The organism is Colidextribacter sp. OB.20 (genome assembly GCF_009911595.1).
In the GTDB taxonomy this organism is placed as follows: Bacteria; Bacillota; Clostridia; order Oscillospirales; family Oscillospiraceae; genus Lawsonibacter.
The window spans coordinates 48,718-66,263 of sequence record NZ_QWKG01000001.1 but is presented as its reverse complement, the minus strand read 5'-3'; the positions used below and the strand labels follow the sequence as shown (position 1 = coordinate 66,263).

Sequence of the window (17,546 nt, the reverse complement as noted above, 5' to 3'; positions counted from 1 at the left end):
CTATTCCTGAGCGGTGGCGGGGGAGAGGAGCAGGCGCAGCCGCTCCCCAATCAGGGCGAAGAGGAGCACCGCCGCTGCCAGGGACAGCCCCGGGAGCAGAGCCAGCCACCACCGCCCGGCGGCCAGATAGCCCATGCTCTCCTCCAGGATAACCCCGATGGCGGGCTGGTCGGGGGGCAGGCCGAAGCCCAGAAAGGTGACGCTGGCCTCGTGGAGAATGGCGTGGGGGAACTGCAGAATCAGCCCCGTGAGAAGCTGGGGCAGCAGGTGGGGGAGGAGGTGGTTCCGGGCCAGCCTCTCCGGGGGCGTCCCCAGCCGCCGGGCGGCCTGAAGCCAGGGGGCCTGCCTCAGCTGGAGCACCTCCGCCCGGACCAGCCGGGCCAGGGAGGGCCAGTGGGTGAGGGCCACCCCGGCGGTCACCCCCCAGAGGCCCCGGCCGCAGGCCAGGGAGACGAGGAGAATGAGCAGGATGTGGGGGATGCCCATGACCAGGTCGATGAGCCAGGAGACGAGGCTGTCCACCCAGCCCCCCAGGGCGGCGGAGGCGGTTCCCAGCGCCAGGGCGATCGCGGCGCTGACACAGGCCGTCAGCGCCCCCACCCGGATGGACAGAGACAGCCCGGCCAGAGTGCGGGCCAGCATATCCCGGCCCATCCAGTCGGTGCCGAAGAGAAAAGGGACGCAGGGAGCCAGGTTTTTCCGGGTGAAATCGGTCTCCACGGCCTGCCGGGCCAGCGCCGCGCCAGACAGAACCACGGTACACAGCAGGAGAGCGGCGAGAATCAGCAGAAGCAGTGTGCTTTTCCGGCGGTTTTTCATCCCTTGGCCGCCCCCCTTCGGATGCGGGGGTCGAGGACGCCGTAGAGCAGATCGGCGGTGAGATTTCCTCCAAAGACCAGTGCGGCGGTGATGACCGTGATGCCCAGCAGTAGGGGCATGTCGCCCCCCAGACCGGCGCTGACGGCCGCCTGACCCAGACCAGGGTAGGAGAATACCTGCTCCACCAGCACCGAGCTGCCGATGATCTCTCCCACAGAGGCAAATTGTAATGTCATGGCGGGCAGCAGCACGTTGGGCACCACGTGCCGGCGGAGGATGCCACGCTCCCCCCGGGCCCGGGAGAAGAGGACATAGTCGCTGTCCATCACGTCGGCTGTTTTCTCCCGTGTGTGGAGGGCGACTCCGGGCAGGCCGGCGACGGACAGGGTCAAAGCGGGCAGAACGGCGTGGTGCAGCCGCTCCAGCAGAGTAACACTGTCCGCCGTCCCCCCGATGGGAACGGACAGCCCGATGGGCAGCACCCTCAGCCAGACCGAAAATATCATAAGCAGCACCAGGGCCAGCCAGAAGGAGGGGGTGCTGTATAAAATCAGGCAGGTCCCCCGGATCAGCCTGTCGGGCCAACGGCCCCGGCGGGACCCGGCGAGCACGCCCAGGGCCAGGCCCAGCGCCCCGGACAGGGCCCAGGCAAACACCAGCAGCCACACAGAGACGGCCAGCCGCTGGCCGATGACCGTCAGCACCGGCTGGCGGTAGAGCAGCGAGACGCCCAGGTCCCCCCGCAGGGCGGAGGACAGCCAGCCCAGATACCGCTCCGCCGCCGGGGTGTTGACCCCCCAGTAGTCCTCCAGCCGGGCCACCTGCTCGGGGCTCATGGTCCCCAGCGCCGCTTGGCCGATATTGGTGCGGAGAGGGTCCAGGGGGGAGGCGTCCATGAGGAGAAAGGCCGTCAGGCTCACCCCCAGCAGGAGGAGGGCCATGCGGACCAGTTTCTTGGCGGTAAATTGAAGGCGGTGTTTCATAGGTAACCTCCAGCCTGTAGGGCGCGACGACTAGGCGCGCCGTTTTTGGGTTTTGCAGCCGCTTTGGACGGCGCGCCATTTTTGAGCTCGGCAGCCGCTTTGGACGGCGGGCCGGGGTCGTCCCGCCCTACACGCCCCGTTTGCAGGGACGGATATTGTCCGCCCATATACACCGGGCGCATATTTGGCGGGCGGATGATATCCGCCCCTACATGGCCCATTCCCAGGCGTCTACGTTGTTGACGATGGACCAGCCGTGGCCGTGGGGGTGGATCTTCTGTTCGGCCACGTGCAGGCCGCCCCGGACCCAGTACAGGTGGTCCACGTTCACCAGCCACACCCAGGGCACGTCCCGGGCGATCTCCTCCTGGGCCCGCTGCCACAGGACATAGGATGTTTCCAGGTCGGTGCAGGCCAGGGCCTCATCCATCCAGGCGTCTACTGCGCCGCTGGAGTAGCCGTACACATTGCCCGAGTGGTAGATGCTGTACATATCCATGGGGGTGTGTGCTCCCCAGCCCCAGATTGTGGGGGTGCGGTAGGCTTCGCCGTAAATAGTGTCCCAGTCTACCCCGTTTGGGCTGGCCTGGATGCCCAGCTCTCCCAGCTGGCTGGCAAGCTCGGCGGCCAGCCCCTGGCGGAGAGAATCTCCGGCGGGGTAGTGGATGGTCAGCTCCGCCCGGCCGAAGCTCCACTTCTCCCGGATGCCGTCCGCCCCGGGGAGCCACCCCGCCTCATCCAGGAGGGCGTTGGCCGCCGCTTCCGGGGCGTCAGGCACTTCACCGGTGCGGGTCCAGGGAAGTCCGTCGCTGACACTGTAGGCGGGGGTCCCATAGCCGTTGAGGACGTGGCCGATCATGGTCTGCCGGTCCAGCCCCAGGCTGATGGCGTGGCGGACCAGCGGGTCGGCGGTGAAGCCGTTCAGGGGCAAATTGATCCCCCGGTTGTCCACTGTTTGGACGGACAGCAGGGAGAAGCCGTCCACCCTTTGGTCGGAGTAGGGGGCAGAGGTGTAGGCCAGATCGGCCTGGCCCGCCTGGACGGCCAGAAAGGCGGCGTCCTCCTCCATAAACAGGATAACCACCCGCTCCATCCGGGGCGTTTCGCCATAATAGTCCGGGTTGGCCTCCAGGATGACCTGTTGGCCCCGGTCCCACTGCCTCAGGATGTACCGCCCCGAGCCCACGGGACTGGAGCCGTAGGCGGCGGGGTCGTAAGAGCCCTCCGGGACAATGCCCACGGTGGCCATGGTGTAGGGCCAGACGGAGAAGGGCTTTTTCAGGTGAAAGGCCACCGTGGTGTCGTCCACCGCCTCGGCCCGGCCCAGCATGGTCAGGTCGGTGACAGAACTGGCGTCCCGGGCGGCGTTGTAGGTGAAGGCCACATCGGCGGCGGTGAGGGGCTTCCCGTCGGTGAAGCGCACGCCGTCCCGGATTTTTACCGTCCAGGTCATGGCGTCGGGGCTGGTCTCCATGCCAGTGGCCAGGTCATAGCCGATGGTCAGATCGGGGTTGGTCACCGTCAGGGTGGACTGGATCAGCGGCTCGTGGACGTGCTCTCCCGCCCCCCAGCCCAGAATGGGGTCGAAGCCGGCCTCGGGCTCCGCCGCGGTGGGCAGGACCACGGTGACGGCCTGTTTGTCCTGCGGGGTCTCCGGCGCAGGGGCGGCCTGGCACCCGGCCAGCAGGGCGAGGGACAGGAGAAGAAGGATGATTTTTTTCATTTGGATATCCTTTCTGTGCAGGGCGGGACGACTCGGCCCGCCGTGTTTGGGCCTTATGTGGGTTTTGCCGGACGGCGCGCCGGGTCGTCGCGCCCTACAGATTCCCGATCTCCTTCATCGCGGCCTGGAATACCGTCTCATAGGACAGGCCGTGCTCCCGGGCCAGGGCGGCCACGTTCTCGAACTCCGGCTTGGTGTGAGTGACGCCGAAGCCCTCGGCGATTTTCACCCCCACCGGGCCCCACTGGGTCCGGACCCGGCCCTGGCCGGGCTTGAGGAAGTACTTCTCCGACAGCCGGGCCCGCAGGCCGTTGGTGGAGGTGTGGGCGAAGATGTGCCGGATCATCTCCTGATCCCGGTCAGGCTCGCACAGCACCGTCAGCACCCAGCCGGGCCGGCCCTTCTTCATGGTGCCGGGGGTGGTGTAAACGTCCAGCGCGCCCTCCTCCAGCAGCCGGGCGCAGGCGAAGGCCAGGGCCTCGGGGGTCATGTCGTCGATGTTGCACACCAGCTCCAGAATATCGCCGCAGCTTTGGGGCTCCTCCTCCCCCCAAAAGGCCCGGACGCAGTTGGCCTGTTCAAACTCCTTGGTCCCGATGCCGTAGCCGACCTTCTCCGTCTCCATCACCGGTATGGGGCCGAAGGACTGGACAAAGGTCTTCAGCAGGGCGGCCCCGGTGGGGGTGCACAGCTCCCCCTGAATGGCCCCGCCGTAGATGGGCATCCCCTTCAGCAGGGCGGCGGTGGCGGGAGCGGGGACGGGCATGATCCCGTGGGCGCAGTGTACCGTCCCGCTGCCCACGTGGACGGGGGAGGCGGTCACCAGATCGGGGTCCAGCAGGTGCATGGCGCAGCACACCCCCACCACATCGGCCACCGCGTCCAGCGCCCCCACCTCGTGGAAGTGGACGTCCCCAATCTCACAGCCGTGGGCCTGGGCCTCGGCCCGGGCGATGGCGTCGTAGACCTGCCGGGCCTTCTCCTTCACCTCCCGGGGCAGGGAGAGGCCGTCGATGAGGTCCCCGATGTGCCCCGGAGTGGCGTGGTGGTGATGGTGATGGTCGTGATCGTGGTCATGGTGGTGGTCGTGGTCGTGATGGTGCTCGTGTTCCTCGTGGCCGTGGACGGTCACCCTCATATGGGTGCCCGCAATGCCGCCGGTTTTGGCGGCAGCAGGGGCCACCTCCACCCCGGGCAGGCCCAGGCCGTTCATGGTGTCCAGAAAGGTCTTTTTCTGCTCCTCGCTGAGCAGCTCGTACAGGGCGGCCATGAGCATGTCCCCCGCCGCCCCCATATTGCATTCCAGGTAAAGTGTTTTCATGAAATTCCCTCCATTTGGTTAATCATACTGGCCAGATATCCGGCCCCGAAGCCGTTGTCGATGTTGACCACGCTGCACCCGGAGGCGCAGGAGTTGAGCATAGCCAGCAGGGCGGACAGCCCGCCGAAGCTGGCCCCGTAGCCCACGCTGGTGGGCACGGCGATGACCGGGCAGTCCACCAGCCCGCCGACCACCGAGGCCAGCGCCCCCTCCATCCCGGCCACCGCCACCACGCACCGGGCGCTCATCAGGGGGTTCAGGTTAGCCAGCAGCCGGTGGAGGCCCGAGACGCCCACGTCGTACAGCCGGGTAACGCTGTTGCCCAGCACCTCGGCGGTGAGGGCGGCTTCCTCCGCCACGGGCATGTCGCTGGTGCCCCCGGTGGCTACCACGATGCGGCCCAGGGCCTTCCGCTCCCCGGGGTAGGCGATGGCTGCCCTGGGGATAGGGTGGTAGTCCAGGGGGATGGTTTTTGCCACCAGCTCCGCCGCCTCCGGGCCCATGCGGGTAATGAGGACATTCTGACAGCCCCGCTCCCCCATGGCGGCGGCGATGCCGGCGATCTGCTCCGGGGTCTTGCCCGCCCCGTAGATCACCTCCGCCGCCCCCTGGCGGACTGAGCGGTGGAGGTCCACCTTGGCGTAGCCCAGATCCTCGAAGGGGGCGGTTTTCAGCTGGAGCAGGGCCTCCTCCGGGGGGAGAGAGCCCTCCGCCACCTGGCGCAGCAGCCGCAAAATATTGTGCCGGTTGTCCATAAGTACCTCCTTCAGTCTATAGAGACCCTGGGCCGCAGGTCCAGGGTGATTTCAGAAAAATCCGTCTCCAGGGCGGACAAGATTTCCGTCCGCCGCTCCAGAGCCAGGGGGAGCTGGCCCTCCGGCACCTGGAGCTTGGCTCCGCCCACTGTCAGCCGCAGGCGGAAGTCCCAAAACCCCAGGGCGGCCAGGGCTTGCTCTCCCCGCTCCACCCGCTCCAGATCCGCCCGGGTGATGGTCCGCCCGGTGGGGACGCGGGTGGCGAGGCAGGCGTAGGAGGGCTTGTCCCAGGTGAACAGCCCCGCCTGCCGGGACAGTTCCCGGATGCGGTCTTTGGTCAGCCCGCACTCCCGCAGGGGGGAGCGGACCGCAAGCTCCCCTAGGGCCCGCATGCCCGGGCGGTCCTCCACAATGTCCGAGGCGTTGGTGCCGTCCAGCAGCAGGGAGAAGCCCTCCGAGGCCGCATAGTGCTTCAGCCGGGAGAACATCCGCCGCTTACAGTGGTAGCAGCGGTCCGGGGGGTTGGCGGCCACCGTCTCGTCGGCGAGGATGTCGCAGTCCAGCACGATCAGGTCCACATCCAGTTGGTCACACAGCTTATAGGCATCCTCCAGCTCAAACCGGGGCTGGAAGGGGGTCTTAATAAAGCAGGGCCGTACCTCGGCACCTGCCCGGAGCCCCGCCCACAGCAGCCAGGCGGAGTCCACCCCTCCGGAGAAGGCCAGGGCCGCCTTGGGGTGCTCGTGAAAAAATTGTTCCAGCGTCACAGCGAGTCCCTCCCTGAACAGAAAAAAGACATACCTGTCAGGTATGCCTTCTGGCAATCCCCCGGACTTCTGCGCCGGGGGCTGTTTATCTGATGTCTGTTTGAGAGCCTTCTGGCCCGTTCGCGGCTTCCTTCCGCATGTTTAGTATAACCGAGCTTTGCCCGCTTGTCAATACTTGGGCGGCGGCGGGAGTGTCCTACCGCGCATTTTATCAAGTAGGGGGCGGCCTCCGCGCCGCCCCGCTTTTCTGGGACCGCTTATGCCCGGGGGACGGGCCGGGACGGAGCCCGGCCCCTACATAAAATCTGCGAATAAGACTCATCCACGGCGGCGAGAAGCTCCGGCTTTTCCAGGGGTGGGCTGATGGCCGCCCCTATGTTAAAATCTGTGAAAAGGACGCTTCTATGGAGGCGGGATGGGGCCCGGCAGGGGGGCGAAAAAAATAAAAGAAAATTTTGCGAAAAGTGTTGACAGAAGGAATTAGATGTGGTATTATCTCTCTTGCGCTGAACGAGTGCCACTTGCGCGAGTGGTGGAATTGGTAGACTCGCTGGCTTCAGGTGCCAGTGCTCGCAAGGGCGTGCGGGTTCGACTCCCGCCTCGCGCACCACGCCGAAGCAAAGTCCGCTTTGCTTCGGCTTTTTTATTTGTACAGAAGAGAAAGGGGTATCCTATGGATAAAATTGCCGTTTTGATCCCCTGCTTCAACGAGGAGCGCACCATTGAGCAGGTGGTCCAGAAATTCCGGGCGGCGCTGCCCGACGCGGTGATCTACGTCTATGACAACAACTCCTCTGACCGCACCGGCGAGTGCGCCCGGCGGGCGGGGGCGGTGGTCCGCCAGGAGTACGCCCAGGGAAAGGGCAACGTGGTGCGGCGGATGTTCCGGGAGATCGACGCAGAGTGCTACATCATGACCGACGGGGACGATACCTACCCGGCGGAGTGTGCCCCTGAGATGGCCCGGATGATTCTGGAGGGCCGGGCGGACATGGTGGTGGGAGACCGGCTCTCCTCCACCTATTTTACCGAGAACAAGCGCCCCTTCCACAACCTGGGCAACTCCCTGGTGAGATACTGCGTCAACTCCCTGTTCAAGAACAACATTAAAGATATTATGACCGGCTACCGGGCCTTCAGCTATGAGTTTGTCAAGACCTTCCCGGTCCTGTCCAAGGGCTTCGAGATCGAGACGGAGATGAGCATCCACGCGGTGGACAAGAACATGCAGATTGGGAATCTGGTTGTCCAGTACCGGGACCGGCCGGAGGGCAGCGAGTCCAAGCTGAACACCTTCTCCGACGGCTTCAAGGTGTTAAAGACGATCCTGCGGCTCTTCCGCATCTACGCCCCGCTCCCCTTTTTCTCCGTGCTGGCGGCCCTGCTGTGTGTCGCTGCCGGCATTCTGTTTGTCCCGATTCTGTCCGCCTATCTGGCCACCGGCCTGGTGCCCCGCTTCCCCACCTTGATTATCTGCGGCTTTATGGTGCTGGCCGCCCTGCAGCTGTTCTCCTGCGGTTTGGTGCTCAACAATCTGGTGCAGAAAAACCGGCAGGAGTTTGAGTTCAAGCTCCAGCTGGCCGCCGTCGAGCGCAAGCGGCTCCTGCGGGAGAGGGCGGCGGAGTAATGAGACAGCCCGTAAGCCTCCCGGGCCGGGTGGTCTTTGGCCTGTCCGCGGCGGCCCTTTTCCTGGCGCTGTCCCCTCTGGGAGGCAGATGGCTGGCGGCCTTTGGGGGGCTGGGTCTGGTGTGCGGGACTGCTGTGGCCCTACGGGGCGCCGGCCCCTGGCGCCCGGAGCGCCCCCTGCTCCGGGCGGTTCTCCTTCTGCCCGCCCTTCCGGTGTGCTGGTCTCTGGGCGCCTGCTTCTATAATACCTGTCTGGCCTCCGCCCAGGTTCAGAGCCTGGCCGCCGCCCTGGGACTGCCCCGAGAGGGCCTGCTGGCCGGCCTGAGCTGTCTGCTGGCTGCGGCAGCCTGCCCCTTCGTCTATTGGCTCCTCTCCCGCGCCGCCGGGGCCTGTGCCCGCTTATGTGCCCTTCTGGACTGGTCCCTCCTGCTTCGGGAGCTTCGGCCTGCCTCCCGGAGGGGTTTTTTTGCCGGGGTGCTGCGTGTGCTGTGCGCCCTTCTGCTGGCGGCGGTGCTGGGAACCGCCCTGCTCAGCGGGCTGTTCCGCCCCCTGACGCCGGAGGCCGCTGCCAGGCTGGAAAAAAACGCCCTGGCCTCGGCCCGGATTTTTCAGCGGGAGGGGCTGTACCCCGACCTGTTCCCCTGGTGTGAGAGCCGGCTGGACAACTTCACCGATGCCACCATGATCCTGGAGGCCGCCGACCTCACAAGGGCCGCCCCCCTCCGCCGGGCTATGCTGGTCTACCGGGGGGCCTTCCCCCAGGACGGCTATGTGGACCCCTGCGAGACCATAACCCGGCATTACCTCCAGGACGAGGCGTATACCGGAATCCAGACCTACCCCAGATACTGGCACGGCTACCTGCTTCTCCTCCGGCCCCTGCTGTTTTGGATGGACTACGGAGCAATCCGGGCGCTGAACGGCGCCGTCCAGGGGCTGCTGTGCGGCGGAGTGCTGCTCCTGCTCTGGCGCAGGGGGCTGGGCCGCTTTGTCCCGGCCTATCTTGCTTCGATGCTCCTGCTCATGCCGAGGGTCACAGCTTACAGCCTGCAATACTCCGCCTGCTGCTATCTCTTCACCCTGGGGACCCTTCTGCTGCTGGCCCTGGGTCCGCGGGTGGGGCGGGCCCGGATCTGCGGCGGCCTCTTCCTGGCCCTGGGGATCGCCACCGCCTTTTTTGACTTTTTGACCTACCCCATCGCCGTTTTCGGGGTTCCGGCTGTTTTTTACCTCTGCCTGCGCTCCGGCGACGCTCCGGAGCTCCGCCTGGCCGGCCTGGTCCGCGGGGGAGTCCTCTGGGGGGCGGGTTACGCCGGGATGTGGAGCCTGAAATGGGTCTTTGCCAGCCTGCTCACCGGGGAAAATGTGCTCCAAAATGCCTTCGCCGCTGTGACCAACCGCCTGTCCAATTTCAATCTGGACAAGACCATGCGTTTCTCCCGCATCCAGGTGGAGCGGACCAATCTGCTCAGCTTTTTCAGGACTCCCGCCGCCCTGCTGGCCGCGGCGTTGGTGCTCTGGTATGTGTTCCGCCTCCTTCAGAGGAAGGGGAATCCCCTGGAGGAGAAGGAGCTTTTCCTGACCGCCATGCCCTACGTCCTGGTGGGTGTCCTGCCTATGGTCTGGCGCGCTGTCACCGTAAATCACGCCGGCATTCACTACTGGTTTACCGGCAAGGGCTACGTTGTCACCGCTCTGGCCTGTATGTGCGGCCTTTCCGCCTGCTGTCATAGAGCCAGCCAAGGCGCAAAACAATAAACATCCACCGGCAAAGCCGGTGGATGTTTTATTATTCAGGAAATACCGCTTTGGCACCGCCGCTGTGGGCGAGGGCCGCGTCCTGCAGTCTGTCGAAGGCCGCCATGCATTCCTCTACCGACGCGCCGTTCAGCAGCTCCCGAACGATCAGGCAGGTGCTGCCCCACTGCTCCACCTTCATCCCCGCGTTGGTGGCAAGCACGTAGACGCCATCTTCGATCCGGTCGTAGAGGGGAGTTAAGGAGGGGGGGCACTCCAGGGAGACGTTTTTAGAGGGTGAGATCACCCGGTTCGTCTCGGAAAAGAGCTGAAGGGCCTCGTCAGAAATCATGTGATCCAGAATACGGGCCGCGTTTTCCCGGTTCTCCGCGTTGGCCCCCACAGCCAATCCGGTCATGGACAGCACCGGCATCTGCCCCCGGCTGCTGGGAAATCCGATGACCTTCATCTCGAAATCAGTCTTTCCATAGGCGGTCTCCGTGTTTGCCGCCGCCCAATAGGCCATGACAATGGGGGTTTTTCCCGCCAGAAAATCCGGCCTCTCCCCCTCAATGGCCTCGCTGACCAGGGCCTTCTCTGCGTCGATATAGCCCTGGCTGATCAGTGTTTGGAGAAATTCAAACCCTGAGCGCATATAGTCACTGTATTTGCGCTCTCCGCTGTTGAGGGACGCAATCTCTGCCTGGGTATTTCCGCCGTTGTACAGGTCGGCGTAGGCTTGGGCAAAGACAAAGGTCTCCAGCCACCAGCGGTTGGCCCCAATAGGCGTTTCGATTCCGTTCTCCTTGAACACCCGGCAGCACTCCAGAAGCTCCTCAGGCGTCTCCGGCAGGGCAAGGCCATACTGCTTAAAGAGGTCCACGTTGACGAACAGGCCGTAGGCCACCACCTCCTGGGGGATTGCGACCAGCTTTCCGTCCACCGTGTTGGCGATGCGAATGACCTCCCGCAGGTTTTTGACGTTGTCCAGCCCGGACAGGTCCATCAGCTTCCCCTCTGCGCCAAGCGTCTGGATGGTATCCGGATTGAGCAGGTAGAGATCGTCCATGTTGCTGCGTGCCCGGTCAAGGGCGACGTCGTCATAAGTCTTGTCCTTGTGGTCCTCCGCTGTATAGGTGCGGTAAGCAACCGTGACGCCCACGGCCTCCTCCGCCATTGCTACAGTCAAATCCAGGGCGGTCCGCGCCACATTTTCCGCGTTGGGATCGCTTTTCTCCATGGGACTAAACAGGTTGACCGTGGGCTTTTTCTCCTTCTCCTCGGGGATCAGGTTTTTGGGATCCTCGTGGCCGCAGCCTGCCAGAGACAGAATGAAAAGCGCTGTCAGGCAAGCTGAAATCCATCTCTTCATATCATTCATCCCTTTTCCTTTCGTCTGCTGTGCTGCCGGATGGCCTTCTTCAGCAGATCCATATTCAGGGGCTTAGGGACATGGGCGTCCATGCCGGCGTCCAGAGCCGCCTTTTCGTCCTCCGCGAAGGCGTTGGCCGTCATGGCGATGATGGGGATGCTTCCTGCGTCCTCCCGGTCCAGTGCGCGGATGGCTCTTGCAGCCTCATGACCGTTCATCACTGGCATCTGAACGTCCATCAGGATTGCGTCAAACTCGCCCGGAGCAGAGCGCTGAAAGCGCTCCACCGCCAGCTGGCCGTTCTGCGCGATCTCACAGGCGGCCCCCTCCAGCTCCAAAAGCTCCGTCAAAATTTCGGCGTTGATCTCGTTATCCTCCGCGGCAAGGAAGCGCATCCCCTTCAAATCACCGGACTCCTCCGTGTCAGGCGCCGGCGTCTCGTCGCCCGTGTATCTCAGCTCCTCGATTTTTTCACGGAGCGCGGAGACAAAGAAGGGCTTTGTGAGGGATTCTGTTCCGCTGACCTTGAGCGCTTCCTCCAGGTCTTCCGCGTCAAACTCCGCCAGCAGTATAATCGGTGTGGTGTTGGGGAGCACTTCACGCAGGCGTATGACAGCCTGCAGACCGCAGCTCTCCCAGTCCAGCAGGACAAGCTGGAAGCTTCTGGCGTCCTGTATCTGCTCCAGGGCCTTCTCCGCGTTTTCGGCGGCGTCCAGATGGACGCCTGTATCCTGCATGAGGGCCAGGATGTTTTCCTGACTCTCCCCGGCTCCGCCTGCCAACAGGATGCGGGAGATGTCCCGCTGTGCCCAGAACTGCCGGTCCGCCGTTCTCTCAAGTATGCGGAGCTCCAGATCGACCCGGAAGAGAGAGCCGCGGTCCACCTCGCTGAAGACCTTGATGGTGCCGCCCATCAGCTCCACGATGCTCTTTGTAATCGCCATGCCCAGGCCGGTGCCCTGCACCTTGTTGGTGGTGCTGTTCTCCGCTCTGGTAAAGGCGTCGAAAATAGTTTCCAGATACTCCGGCGTCATGCCGTAGCCGTCATCCTCCACCTCGATACGGATGTGCTCATACTGATTGGAGCGCTGCTTGAGTCCAATCATTCGGAACCAGATATTGCCGCCCTCAGGGGTGTATTTTACGGCGTTGGAGAGGAGGTTGATGAGAATCTGGTTGATCCGGGTCTCGTCTCCAATCAGATACTCGTGGCGGATGCCAGTTACTTCCAGATGAAATTCCTGCCTCTTTGCCTTGGCCATGGGCTGTATGATGGCATCTACAGAGGAGACCACGTCACTGAGGGCAAATTTTTCAAGATTGAGTACGACCTTTCCGCTCTCGATCTTGGAGACATCCAGAACGTCGTTGATGAGGCTGAGCAGGTGCTGTCCGGAGGCCATAATCTTTTGGGTGTATTTCCGCACCTTGACCGGGTCGTCCGCATCCTTGTCCAAAAGTGTTGTAAAGCCCAGCACCGCGTTCATGGGGGTGCGGATATCGTGGGACATGTTGGAGAGGAATGTGGTCTTGGACTCGCTGGCAATCTGGGCGGCCTGAAGCGCCTGCGCCAGCTGCTGGCTGTGGAGCTTCCGCTCCGCCTCGCGCTCCTGCCGGAGCTTTTCCTGCTGCCTCCAGTTCAGATAATACAGGGCAATGCACAGGAAAAAGGCCGCCAGCAGAGAGGCCACAACAATGGCGATATTTTGGGTGACGGTCCGCCCCTCCTGCTGAATCGCTTCCACCGGAACGTAGCCCACCAGGAAAATGGTTCCGTTGTTCACCGCCCACATATAGTTGAGAGCCTGTATATCCCGGATATCGTGATAAAACAGGGCGTTTCGGCCGGTGCTGAGGCAGTCCTCCACCTCTGAACGGATCGCCGGTTCCTGAATGTTGTTTGCCCGGTAGAAATCAGTCAAATTCAAATGGCCCGCGTTTCGCTGGCCCATCCCCTTTGGCTTTAAGACAAAGCGCTGGCTCTCCGCGTCCATGATATACAGAAGCGCCTGCTGGTTGTAGAAGCCCTCCGGAAGAGACTGGTCAATGGCATCATATACATATTCGATATAAAGGGTTCCAAGCACCCCGCCATCCCGCTCGACCGGGCATTTGATGGTATATGACCATGTTCCCATATAGTTCAGATAGGATTGAGAGACCGGAAGGCCGATCACGGTTCCGCCTGCGGAGAAGTCCAGACCCTCCTCGGTAAACCGCTCGCCAGTGTTGGAGACCCCTTCCGTTTTTCCCGAGAGAATCAGGGACATCTTGGCCATGGTCTGATTCCGGTCATAGGAGCGGATGTAGTCCTCCGGGTCCTCTGCCTGCGCGATTTCCTGGGCGATCAGCTCCTGAAATTCTGCCTGGCTGCGCAGGATGGCGTCAATGGTACTCTCGATCAGGTCCAGGCTCTCGCTCAGGTTCTGAATGGCGGACGCGGACATCTTTCTGGTAATCTTTTGGGATACTGAAAATATAATTGCCCCAAAGAAAGAGAATATCAAAATAATGGAGAGCAGCAGGGAGAGGCTTCTGCGCCTTTCCTGCTTATTTGACGTTTCTTTCATTGACAACCTCCATTCCAACGCCCTGGGGGACGTTTGGCCTCAAAGAAAAAAATACCGTCAGCCGTCAGCTGTATAGATTGATCAATCGTATCGCTATACTACTATTATACTGTTTCTCCCGTTCCAGTGTCAATAGATGCCAGACAGCTGAACGGCCAATCATGCTGCGGAATGAATCCCGGACAGAAACAGCCGCACATATTTTTCATAATGACTTGACTTTCTGCGCTGCTTGGGGTATTCTATTTCCGATATATGCCGGTAACTTCACGAGGGAGGAGATGATCCTGTGGCCAGGCCAACCCGCTGCCGCCGGGTCTGCGCAGAGCCGGAATGCCGCGGCTTTACCCCACAGGCAGCGTCTGGAACGGACACGGTCATCCTGACCGTAGACGAGTATGAGGTACTCCGGCTGGTCGATTATGAGAAGAGGACCCACGAACAGTGCGCGGCGCAGATGGAGATCTCCAGGACTACGGTGACGGAGATGTATGAGAGCGCCCGGTTCAAGCTGTCCGACAGCCTGGTGAACGGAAAAAGCCTGATCGTTGCCGGCGGGCATTACCGAGTCTGCCAGGGCGACCGGGAGCGGGGCTGCGGACGAAGCTGTCACTGGACCCTGCGAGCGAAGAAAGGAGAAACGACAATGAGAATTGCAGTACCCTATGAGGACGGCCAGGTGTTCCAGCACTTTGGGCACACCAGCCAGGTCAAGCTCTATGACATTGAGGACGAGCGGATCTCCGGGGAACAGATCGCCGACACCGGCGGCAGAGGCCACGGGGCGCTGGCCGGCTTCCTCGGGGAGCAGAGGGTGGATGTTCTGATCTGCGGCGGAATTGGCGGCGGCGCGAAGAACGCCCTGGCCCAGGCGAGCATCCGCCTGTACGGCGGCGTGACCGGCAGCGCGGACGAGGCGGTCAAGGCATTTCTGGCGGGCCGGCTGGATTACAATCCCGATGTCCACTGTGACCACCACGGCCATGAGCACCACGGCGGACACTGCGGAGAGGACAAACAGGGCTGCGCCGGAAACGGGGGCAAGTGCGGTGCTTGATTACCGCTCCCACATATAAATTAAGGAGGAAAAACAAAATGGAACAGAAATTTTATATCTGCGAGCACTGCGGCAACATTGTCGCCATGGTCAGGAACGCCGGGGTTCCGGTGATGTGCTGCGGGCAGAAGATGACCGAGATCGTCCCCGGCACCACTGACGCCGCTGTGGAGAAGCATGTCCCCGTGTATCAGGTGGAGGGCAGCCTGGTGAAGGTGCAGGTCGGCTCCGTGGAGCACCCCATGCTGCCGGAGCACTACATCGAGTGGGTCTCCCTGCAGACCAAACAGGGCAACCAGCGCAAGGTCCTGCGCCCCGGCGACAAGCCGGAGGTCTGCTTCGCGCTCTGCGAGGGCGACCAGGTGGAGGCCGTCTACGCCTACTGCAATCTGCACAGCCTCTGGAAGGCGTAAATGGAGTTTCAAAGCTGCTTTCCCATATGGGATAAGCTGTCAGAAGCTCAGCAGAGCAGCATTCTCCACAGCCTGACCCTCCGGCAAATCAAAAAGGGGACCGTGATCCACAGCGGCAGCATGGACTGCACCGGGCTGCTGCTAATAAAGTCCGGTCAGCTCCGGGCCTATATCCTGTCGGACGAGGGCCGGGAGGTCACCATCTACCGCCTGTTCGACCGGGACATCTGCCTGTTTTCCGCCTCCTGTATGCTGCGAAGCGCGCAGTTTGACATCACCATTGAGGCGGAGCGGGACACGGACCTCTGGGTCATCCCTGCGGAGGCCTACCGGAAGATCATGGAGGAATCGGCGCCGGCGGCCAACTATACCAACGAGATCATGGCTGCCCGGTTCTCAGAGGTCATGTGGCTGGTGGAGCAGGTCATGTGGAAGAGCATGGACAAGCGGGTGGCGGCCTTTCTGCTGGAGGAGTCGGCCATCGAGGGCGGGAATCGTCTGACCCTCACCCATGAGACCATCGCCAGGCACCTGGGGACCCACCGGGAGGTGGTCACCCGGATGCTCCGCTATCTCCAGGGAGAGGGCATGGTAAAGCTGTCCCGGGGCGTTGTGGAGCTTCTGGACGAACAGGGACTGGTAACCCTGCGGGATACCTGAAAGCACCCCTCCTCAGGCTCCTTTCGGAGCCTGAGGAGGGGTGTTACCTTTTATTTGTCCATGCCGCAGGCCGTGGCCTGCTCAATCAGGCGGCGGTCGTTGGTTACCGCGCCGTAGTACCGGAAGCCGCCGGCGAAGTTGTAGGCATCAAAGCCGTGCCCCGCCAGAATGCGGCAGGCGATATAGCTGCGCAGGCCGCTCTGGCAGATGACGTAGACAGGCTTGCCCCGCTCCAGCTCCCCCAGCCGCTCCCGCAGCTCATCCACGGGAATCAGCCGGAAGCCCTCGATATGCCCACCCCCGTACTCCTGGGGCGTCCGGACGTCCAGCAGAGTCACGCTGCCATCCCGGGGCAGGGAGGGGAGGTCCTCTATCCGCCACTGCTTTACCAGGCCGTTCGCCAGGTTTTCCGCCATGAAGCCTGCCATATTCACCGGGTCCTTGGCGGAGGAGTAGGGCGGGGCGTAGGCCAGGTCCAGCTCCTTCAGCTGGAGCGCCGTCAGCCCGGCGTGAATCGCTGTCGCCAGCACGTCAATCCGCTTATCCACCCCCGCGTAGCCCACGATTTGTGCCCCCAGAAGGCGGCAGGTCCCCCGTTCAAAGACCACCTTCATGGTCATGACTCTGCCGCCAGGGTAGTAACCCGCATGGCTCATGGGGGACAGAATCACCGCGTCCACATCCAGTCCCGCCTTCTTGGCGTTGGTCTCGCTGACCCCGGTGGCGGCCGCCGTCAGGTCAAAGACCTTGATGACGCTGCTCCCCTGGCTGCCCGGATACCGGCTGTCACCGCCGCAGATGTTGTCCGCCGCGATGCGGCCCTGCCTGTTGGCGGGACCGGCCAGGGAGATTACCGCGTCCTGCCCGGTGACGTAGTGCTTTACCTGCACCGCGTCTCCCACGGCGTAGATGTCGGGGCTTGAGGTCTCCATCCGGTCGTTGACCGCGATGCCCCCCTTGAGGCCCAGCTCCAGCCCCGCCTCCCTTGCCAGGGCGGTGTCCGGGGTGACCCCGATGGCCAGCACCACCATGTCAGCGTGGAGGGGAGCCTCATCCTTGAGCAGCACATCCAAGCCGCCCGCCTTCTCCTCAAAGCCCTCCACCGTGCGGCCCAGAACCAGATTGATGCCGTGGCGGCGCACCTCGCTGTGAATGAAGGCCGCCATATCCGGGTCGAAGGGATTCATCAGCTGCCTGGGCCGCTGGACAATGGTGACCTCCATGCCCAGCTCCCGCAGGTTTTCCGCCAGCTCCAGCCCGATGAAGCCGCCCCCCGCCAGCACGGCGGACCTGGGTTGATGGGTCTGGATGTACTCCTTGATGCGGAAGGTGTCCTCCACCGTCCGCAGGGTAAAGACCTTCTCCAGCCCTGCGCCGGGCAGCCTGGGCTGGATGGGCTTGGCGCCGGGGGAGAGGAGCAGCTTGTCATAGCGCTCCTCAAACTCCTCTCCGGTCTCCAGATTTGTGACGGAGACGGCCTTGTGCTCCGGATGAATGGCGGTGACCTCGTGCCGCACCCGCATATCCACCCGGAAGCGGGCGAAAAAGCTCTCCGGGGTCTGGAGGGTCAGGGCCTCGGGGTCCTCGATGACCCCGCCGATGTAGTAGGGCAGGCCGCAGTTGGCGTAGGACACATATCCTGACCGCTCAAAGACCACGATCTCCGCCTGCTCGTCCAGCCGGCGCAGCCGGGCCGCCGCTGTGGCGCCCCCCGCCACGCCGCCGATGATGACAACCTTCATT

General features: G+C 63.1%; 14 protein-coding genes and 1 tRNA gene. 6 read left to right on the top strand and 9 right to left on the bottom strand.

Features of this window, described 5'->3' with window-relative positions:
- From D1641_RS00345 to larE, 6 genes are all read right to left on the bottom strand, one after another.
- Positions 1-819, bottom strand: coding sequence for an ABC transporter permease (locus D1641_RS00345; RefSeq protein ID WP_160662407.1), 819 nt, complete (start codon positions 817-819; stop codon positions 1-3).
- Complete coding sequence (locus tag D1641_RS00340; RefSeq protein ID WP_160662406.1) at positions 816-1,802, bottom strand: ABC transporter permease; 987 nt, start codon at positions 1,800-1,802, stop codon at positions 816-818. Before D1641_RS00340 ends, D1641_RS00345 begins: the two co-directional genes overlap by 4 nt.
- Positions 1,803-2,010: 208 nt before the next feature.
- Positions 2,011-3,525 carry an ABC transporter substrate-binding protein gene (locus D1641_RS00335; protein WP_160662405.1) on the bottom strand — a complete coding sequence of 505 codons (1,515 nt, stop codon included), beginning with the start codon at positions 3,523-3,525 and terminating at the stop codon, positions 2,011-2,013.
- 94 nt (positions 3,526-3,619) lie between these two features.
- Positions 3,620-4,846, bottom strand: coding sequence for a nickel pincer cofactor biosynthesis protein LarC (gene larC / locus D1641_RS00330; protein WP_160662404.1), 1,227 nt, complete (start codon positions 4,844-4,846; stop codon positions 3,620-3,622).
- The gene (larB, locus tag D1641_RS00325) at positions 4,843-5,601 is read right to left on the bottom strand and encodes a nickel pincer cofactor biosynthesis protein LarB (protein ID WP_160662403.1); all 759 of its coding nucleotides are present in this window, start codon (positions 5,599-5,601) and stop codon (positions 4,843-4,845) included. The genes larC and larB overlap by 4 nt, the downstream gene beginning before the upstream one ends.
- A gap of 11 nt (positions 5,602-5,612) precedes the next feature.
- Positions 5,613-6,368 (bottom strand): ATP-dependent sacrificial sulfur transferase LarE, encoded by a 756-nt coding sequence (gene larE, locus D1641_RS00320; protein ID WP_160662402.1) that lies wholly within the window; start codon positions 6,366-6,368, stop codon positions 5,613-5,615.
- Positions 6,369-6,891: 523 nt separating this feature from the next.
- Between larE and D1641_RS00315 the strand changes: the two genes are divergently transcribed.
- From D1641_RS00315 to D1641_RS00305, 3 genes are all read left to right on the top strand, one after another.
- Positions 6,892-6,978 (top strand) — tRNA-Leu (locus D1641_RS00315).
- Between the two features lie 63 nt (positions 6,979-7,041).
- Positions 7,042-7,995, top strand: a complete 954-nt coding sequence (locus D1641_RS00310; RefSeq protein ID WP_160662401.1) for a glycosyltransferase family 2 protein — start codon at positions 7,042-7,044, stop codon at positions 7,993-7,995.
- The gene (locus D1641_RS00305) at positions 7,995-9,752 is read left to right on the top strand and encodes a hypothetical protein (protein ID WP_160662400.1); all 1,758 of its coding nucleotides are present in this window, start codon (positions 7,995-7,997) and stop codon (positions 9,750-9,752) included. The genes D1641_RS00310 and D1641_RS00305 overlap by 1 nt, the downstream gene beginning before the upstream one ends.
- Before the next feature lie 31 nt (positions 9,753-9,783).
- On the opposite strand, the gene D1641_RS00300 is transcribed toward D1641_RS00305, so the two are convergent.
- On the bottom strand, positions 9,784-11,103 hold the full coding sequence (locus tag D1641_RS00300) for an extracellular solute-binding protein (protein ID WP_160662399.1): 1,320 nt from the start codon (positions 11,101-11,103) through the stop codon (positions 9,784-9,786).
- Positions 11,104-11,108: 5 nt separating this feature from the next.
- Positions 11,109-13,550, bottom strand: a complete 2,442-nt coding sequence (locus D1641_RS00295) for a response regulator (RefSeq protein WP_347707355.1) — start codon at positions 13,548-13,550, stop codon at positions 11,109-11,111.
- Between the two features lie 412 nt (positions 13,551-13,962).
- Here D1641_RS00295 and D1641_RS00290 point away from each other — a divergent pair, with 412 nt between their 5' ends.
- The 3 genes from D1641_RS00290 to D1641_RS00280 are packed head-to-tail and all read left to right on the top strand — an operon-like array spanning position 13,963 to position 15,803.
- On the top strand, positions 13,963-14,730 hold the full coding sequence (locus D1641_RS00290) for a DUF134 domain-containing protein (RefSeq protein WP_160662397.1): 768 nt from the start codon (positions 13,963-13,965) through the stop codon (positions 14,728-14,730).
- Positions 14,731-14,768: 38 nt separating this feature from the next.
- The gene (locus D1641_RS00285) at positions 14,769-15,143 is read left to right on the top strand and encodes a desulfoferrodoxin family protein (RefSeq protein ID WP_160662396.1); all 375 of its coding nucleotides are present in this window, start codon (positions 14,769-14,771) and stop codon (positions 15,141-15,143) included.
- The gene (locus tag D1641_RS00280; RefSeq protein WP_160662395.1) at positions 15,144-15,803 is read left to right on the top strand and encodes a Crp/Fnr family transcriptional regulator; all 660 of its coding nucleotides are present in this window, start codon (positions 15,144-15,146) and stop codon (positions 15,801-15,803) included.
- A gap of 50 nt (positions 15,804-15,853) precedes the next feature.
- Here the strand turns inward: D1641_RS00280 and D1641_RS00275 are convergent, their stop codons facing one another.
- Positions 15,854-17,545: an FAD-dependent oxidoreductase gene (locus D1641_RS00275; RefSeq protein WP_160662394.1), complete on the bottom strand. Its 1,692-nt coding sequence runs from the start codon at positions 17,543-17,545 to the stop codon at positions 15,854-15,856.
- Between the last annotated feature and the right edge of the window lies 1 nt (position 17,546).

What these genes read in the sequence shown, in the direction of transcription:
- D1641_RS00345 (WP_160662407.1), bottom strand. Translation starts at nt 819, where the DNA reads ATGAAAAACCGCCGGAAAAGCACACTGCTTCTGCTGATTCTCGCCGCT.
- D1641_RS00340 (WP_160662406.1), bottom strand. Translation starts at nt 1,802, where the DNA reads ATGAAACACCGCCTTCAATTTACCGCCAAGAAACTGGTCCGCATGGCC.
- D1641_RS00335 (WP_160662405.1), bottom strand. Translation starts at nt 3,525, where the DNA reads ATGAAAAAAATCATCCTTCTTCTCCTGTCCCTCGCCCTGCTGGCCGGG.
- larC (WP_160662404.1), bottom strand. Translation starts at nt 4,846, where the DNA reads ATGAAAACACTTTACCTGGAATGCAATATGGGGGCGGCGGGGGACATG.
- larB (WP_160662403.1), bottom strand. Translation starts at nt 5,601, where the DNA reads ATGGACAACCGGCACAATATTTTGCGGCTGCTGCGCCAGGTGGCGGAG.
- D1641_RS00310 (WP_160662401.1), top strand. Translation starts at nt 7,042, where the DNA reads ATGGATAAAATTGCCGTTTTGATCCCCTGCTTCAACGAGGAGCGCACC.
- D1641_RS00305 (WP_160662400.1), top strand. Translation starts at nt 7,995, where the DNA reads ATGAGACAGCCCGTAAGCCTCCCGGGCCGGGTGGTCTTTGGCCTGTCC.
- D1641_RS00300 (WP_160662399.1), bottom strand. Translation starts at nt 11,103, where the DNA reads ATGAAGAGATGGATTTCAGCTTGCCTGACAGCGCTTTTCATTCTGTCT.
- D1641_RS00295 (WP_347707355.1), bottom strand. Translation starts at nt 13,550, where the DNA reads ATGTCCGCGTCCGCCATTCAGAACCTGAGCGAGAGCCTGGACCTGATC.
- D1641_RS00285 (WP_160662396.1), top strand. Translation starts at nt 14,769, where the DNA reads ATGGAACAGAAATTTTATATCTGCGAGCACTGCGGCAACATTGTCGCC.
- D1641_RS00280 (WP_160662395.1), top strand. Translation starts at nt 15,144, where the DNA reads ATGGAGTTTCAAAGCTGCTTTCCCATATGGGATAAGCTGTCAGAAGCT.
- D1641_RS00275 (WP_160662394.1), bottom strand. Translation starts at nt 17,545, where the DNA reads ATGAAGGTTGTCATCATCGGCGGCGTGGCGGGGGGCGCCACAGCGGCG.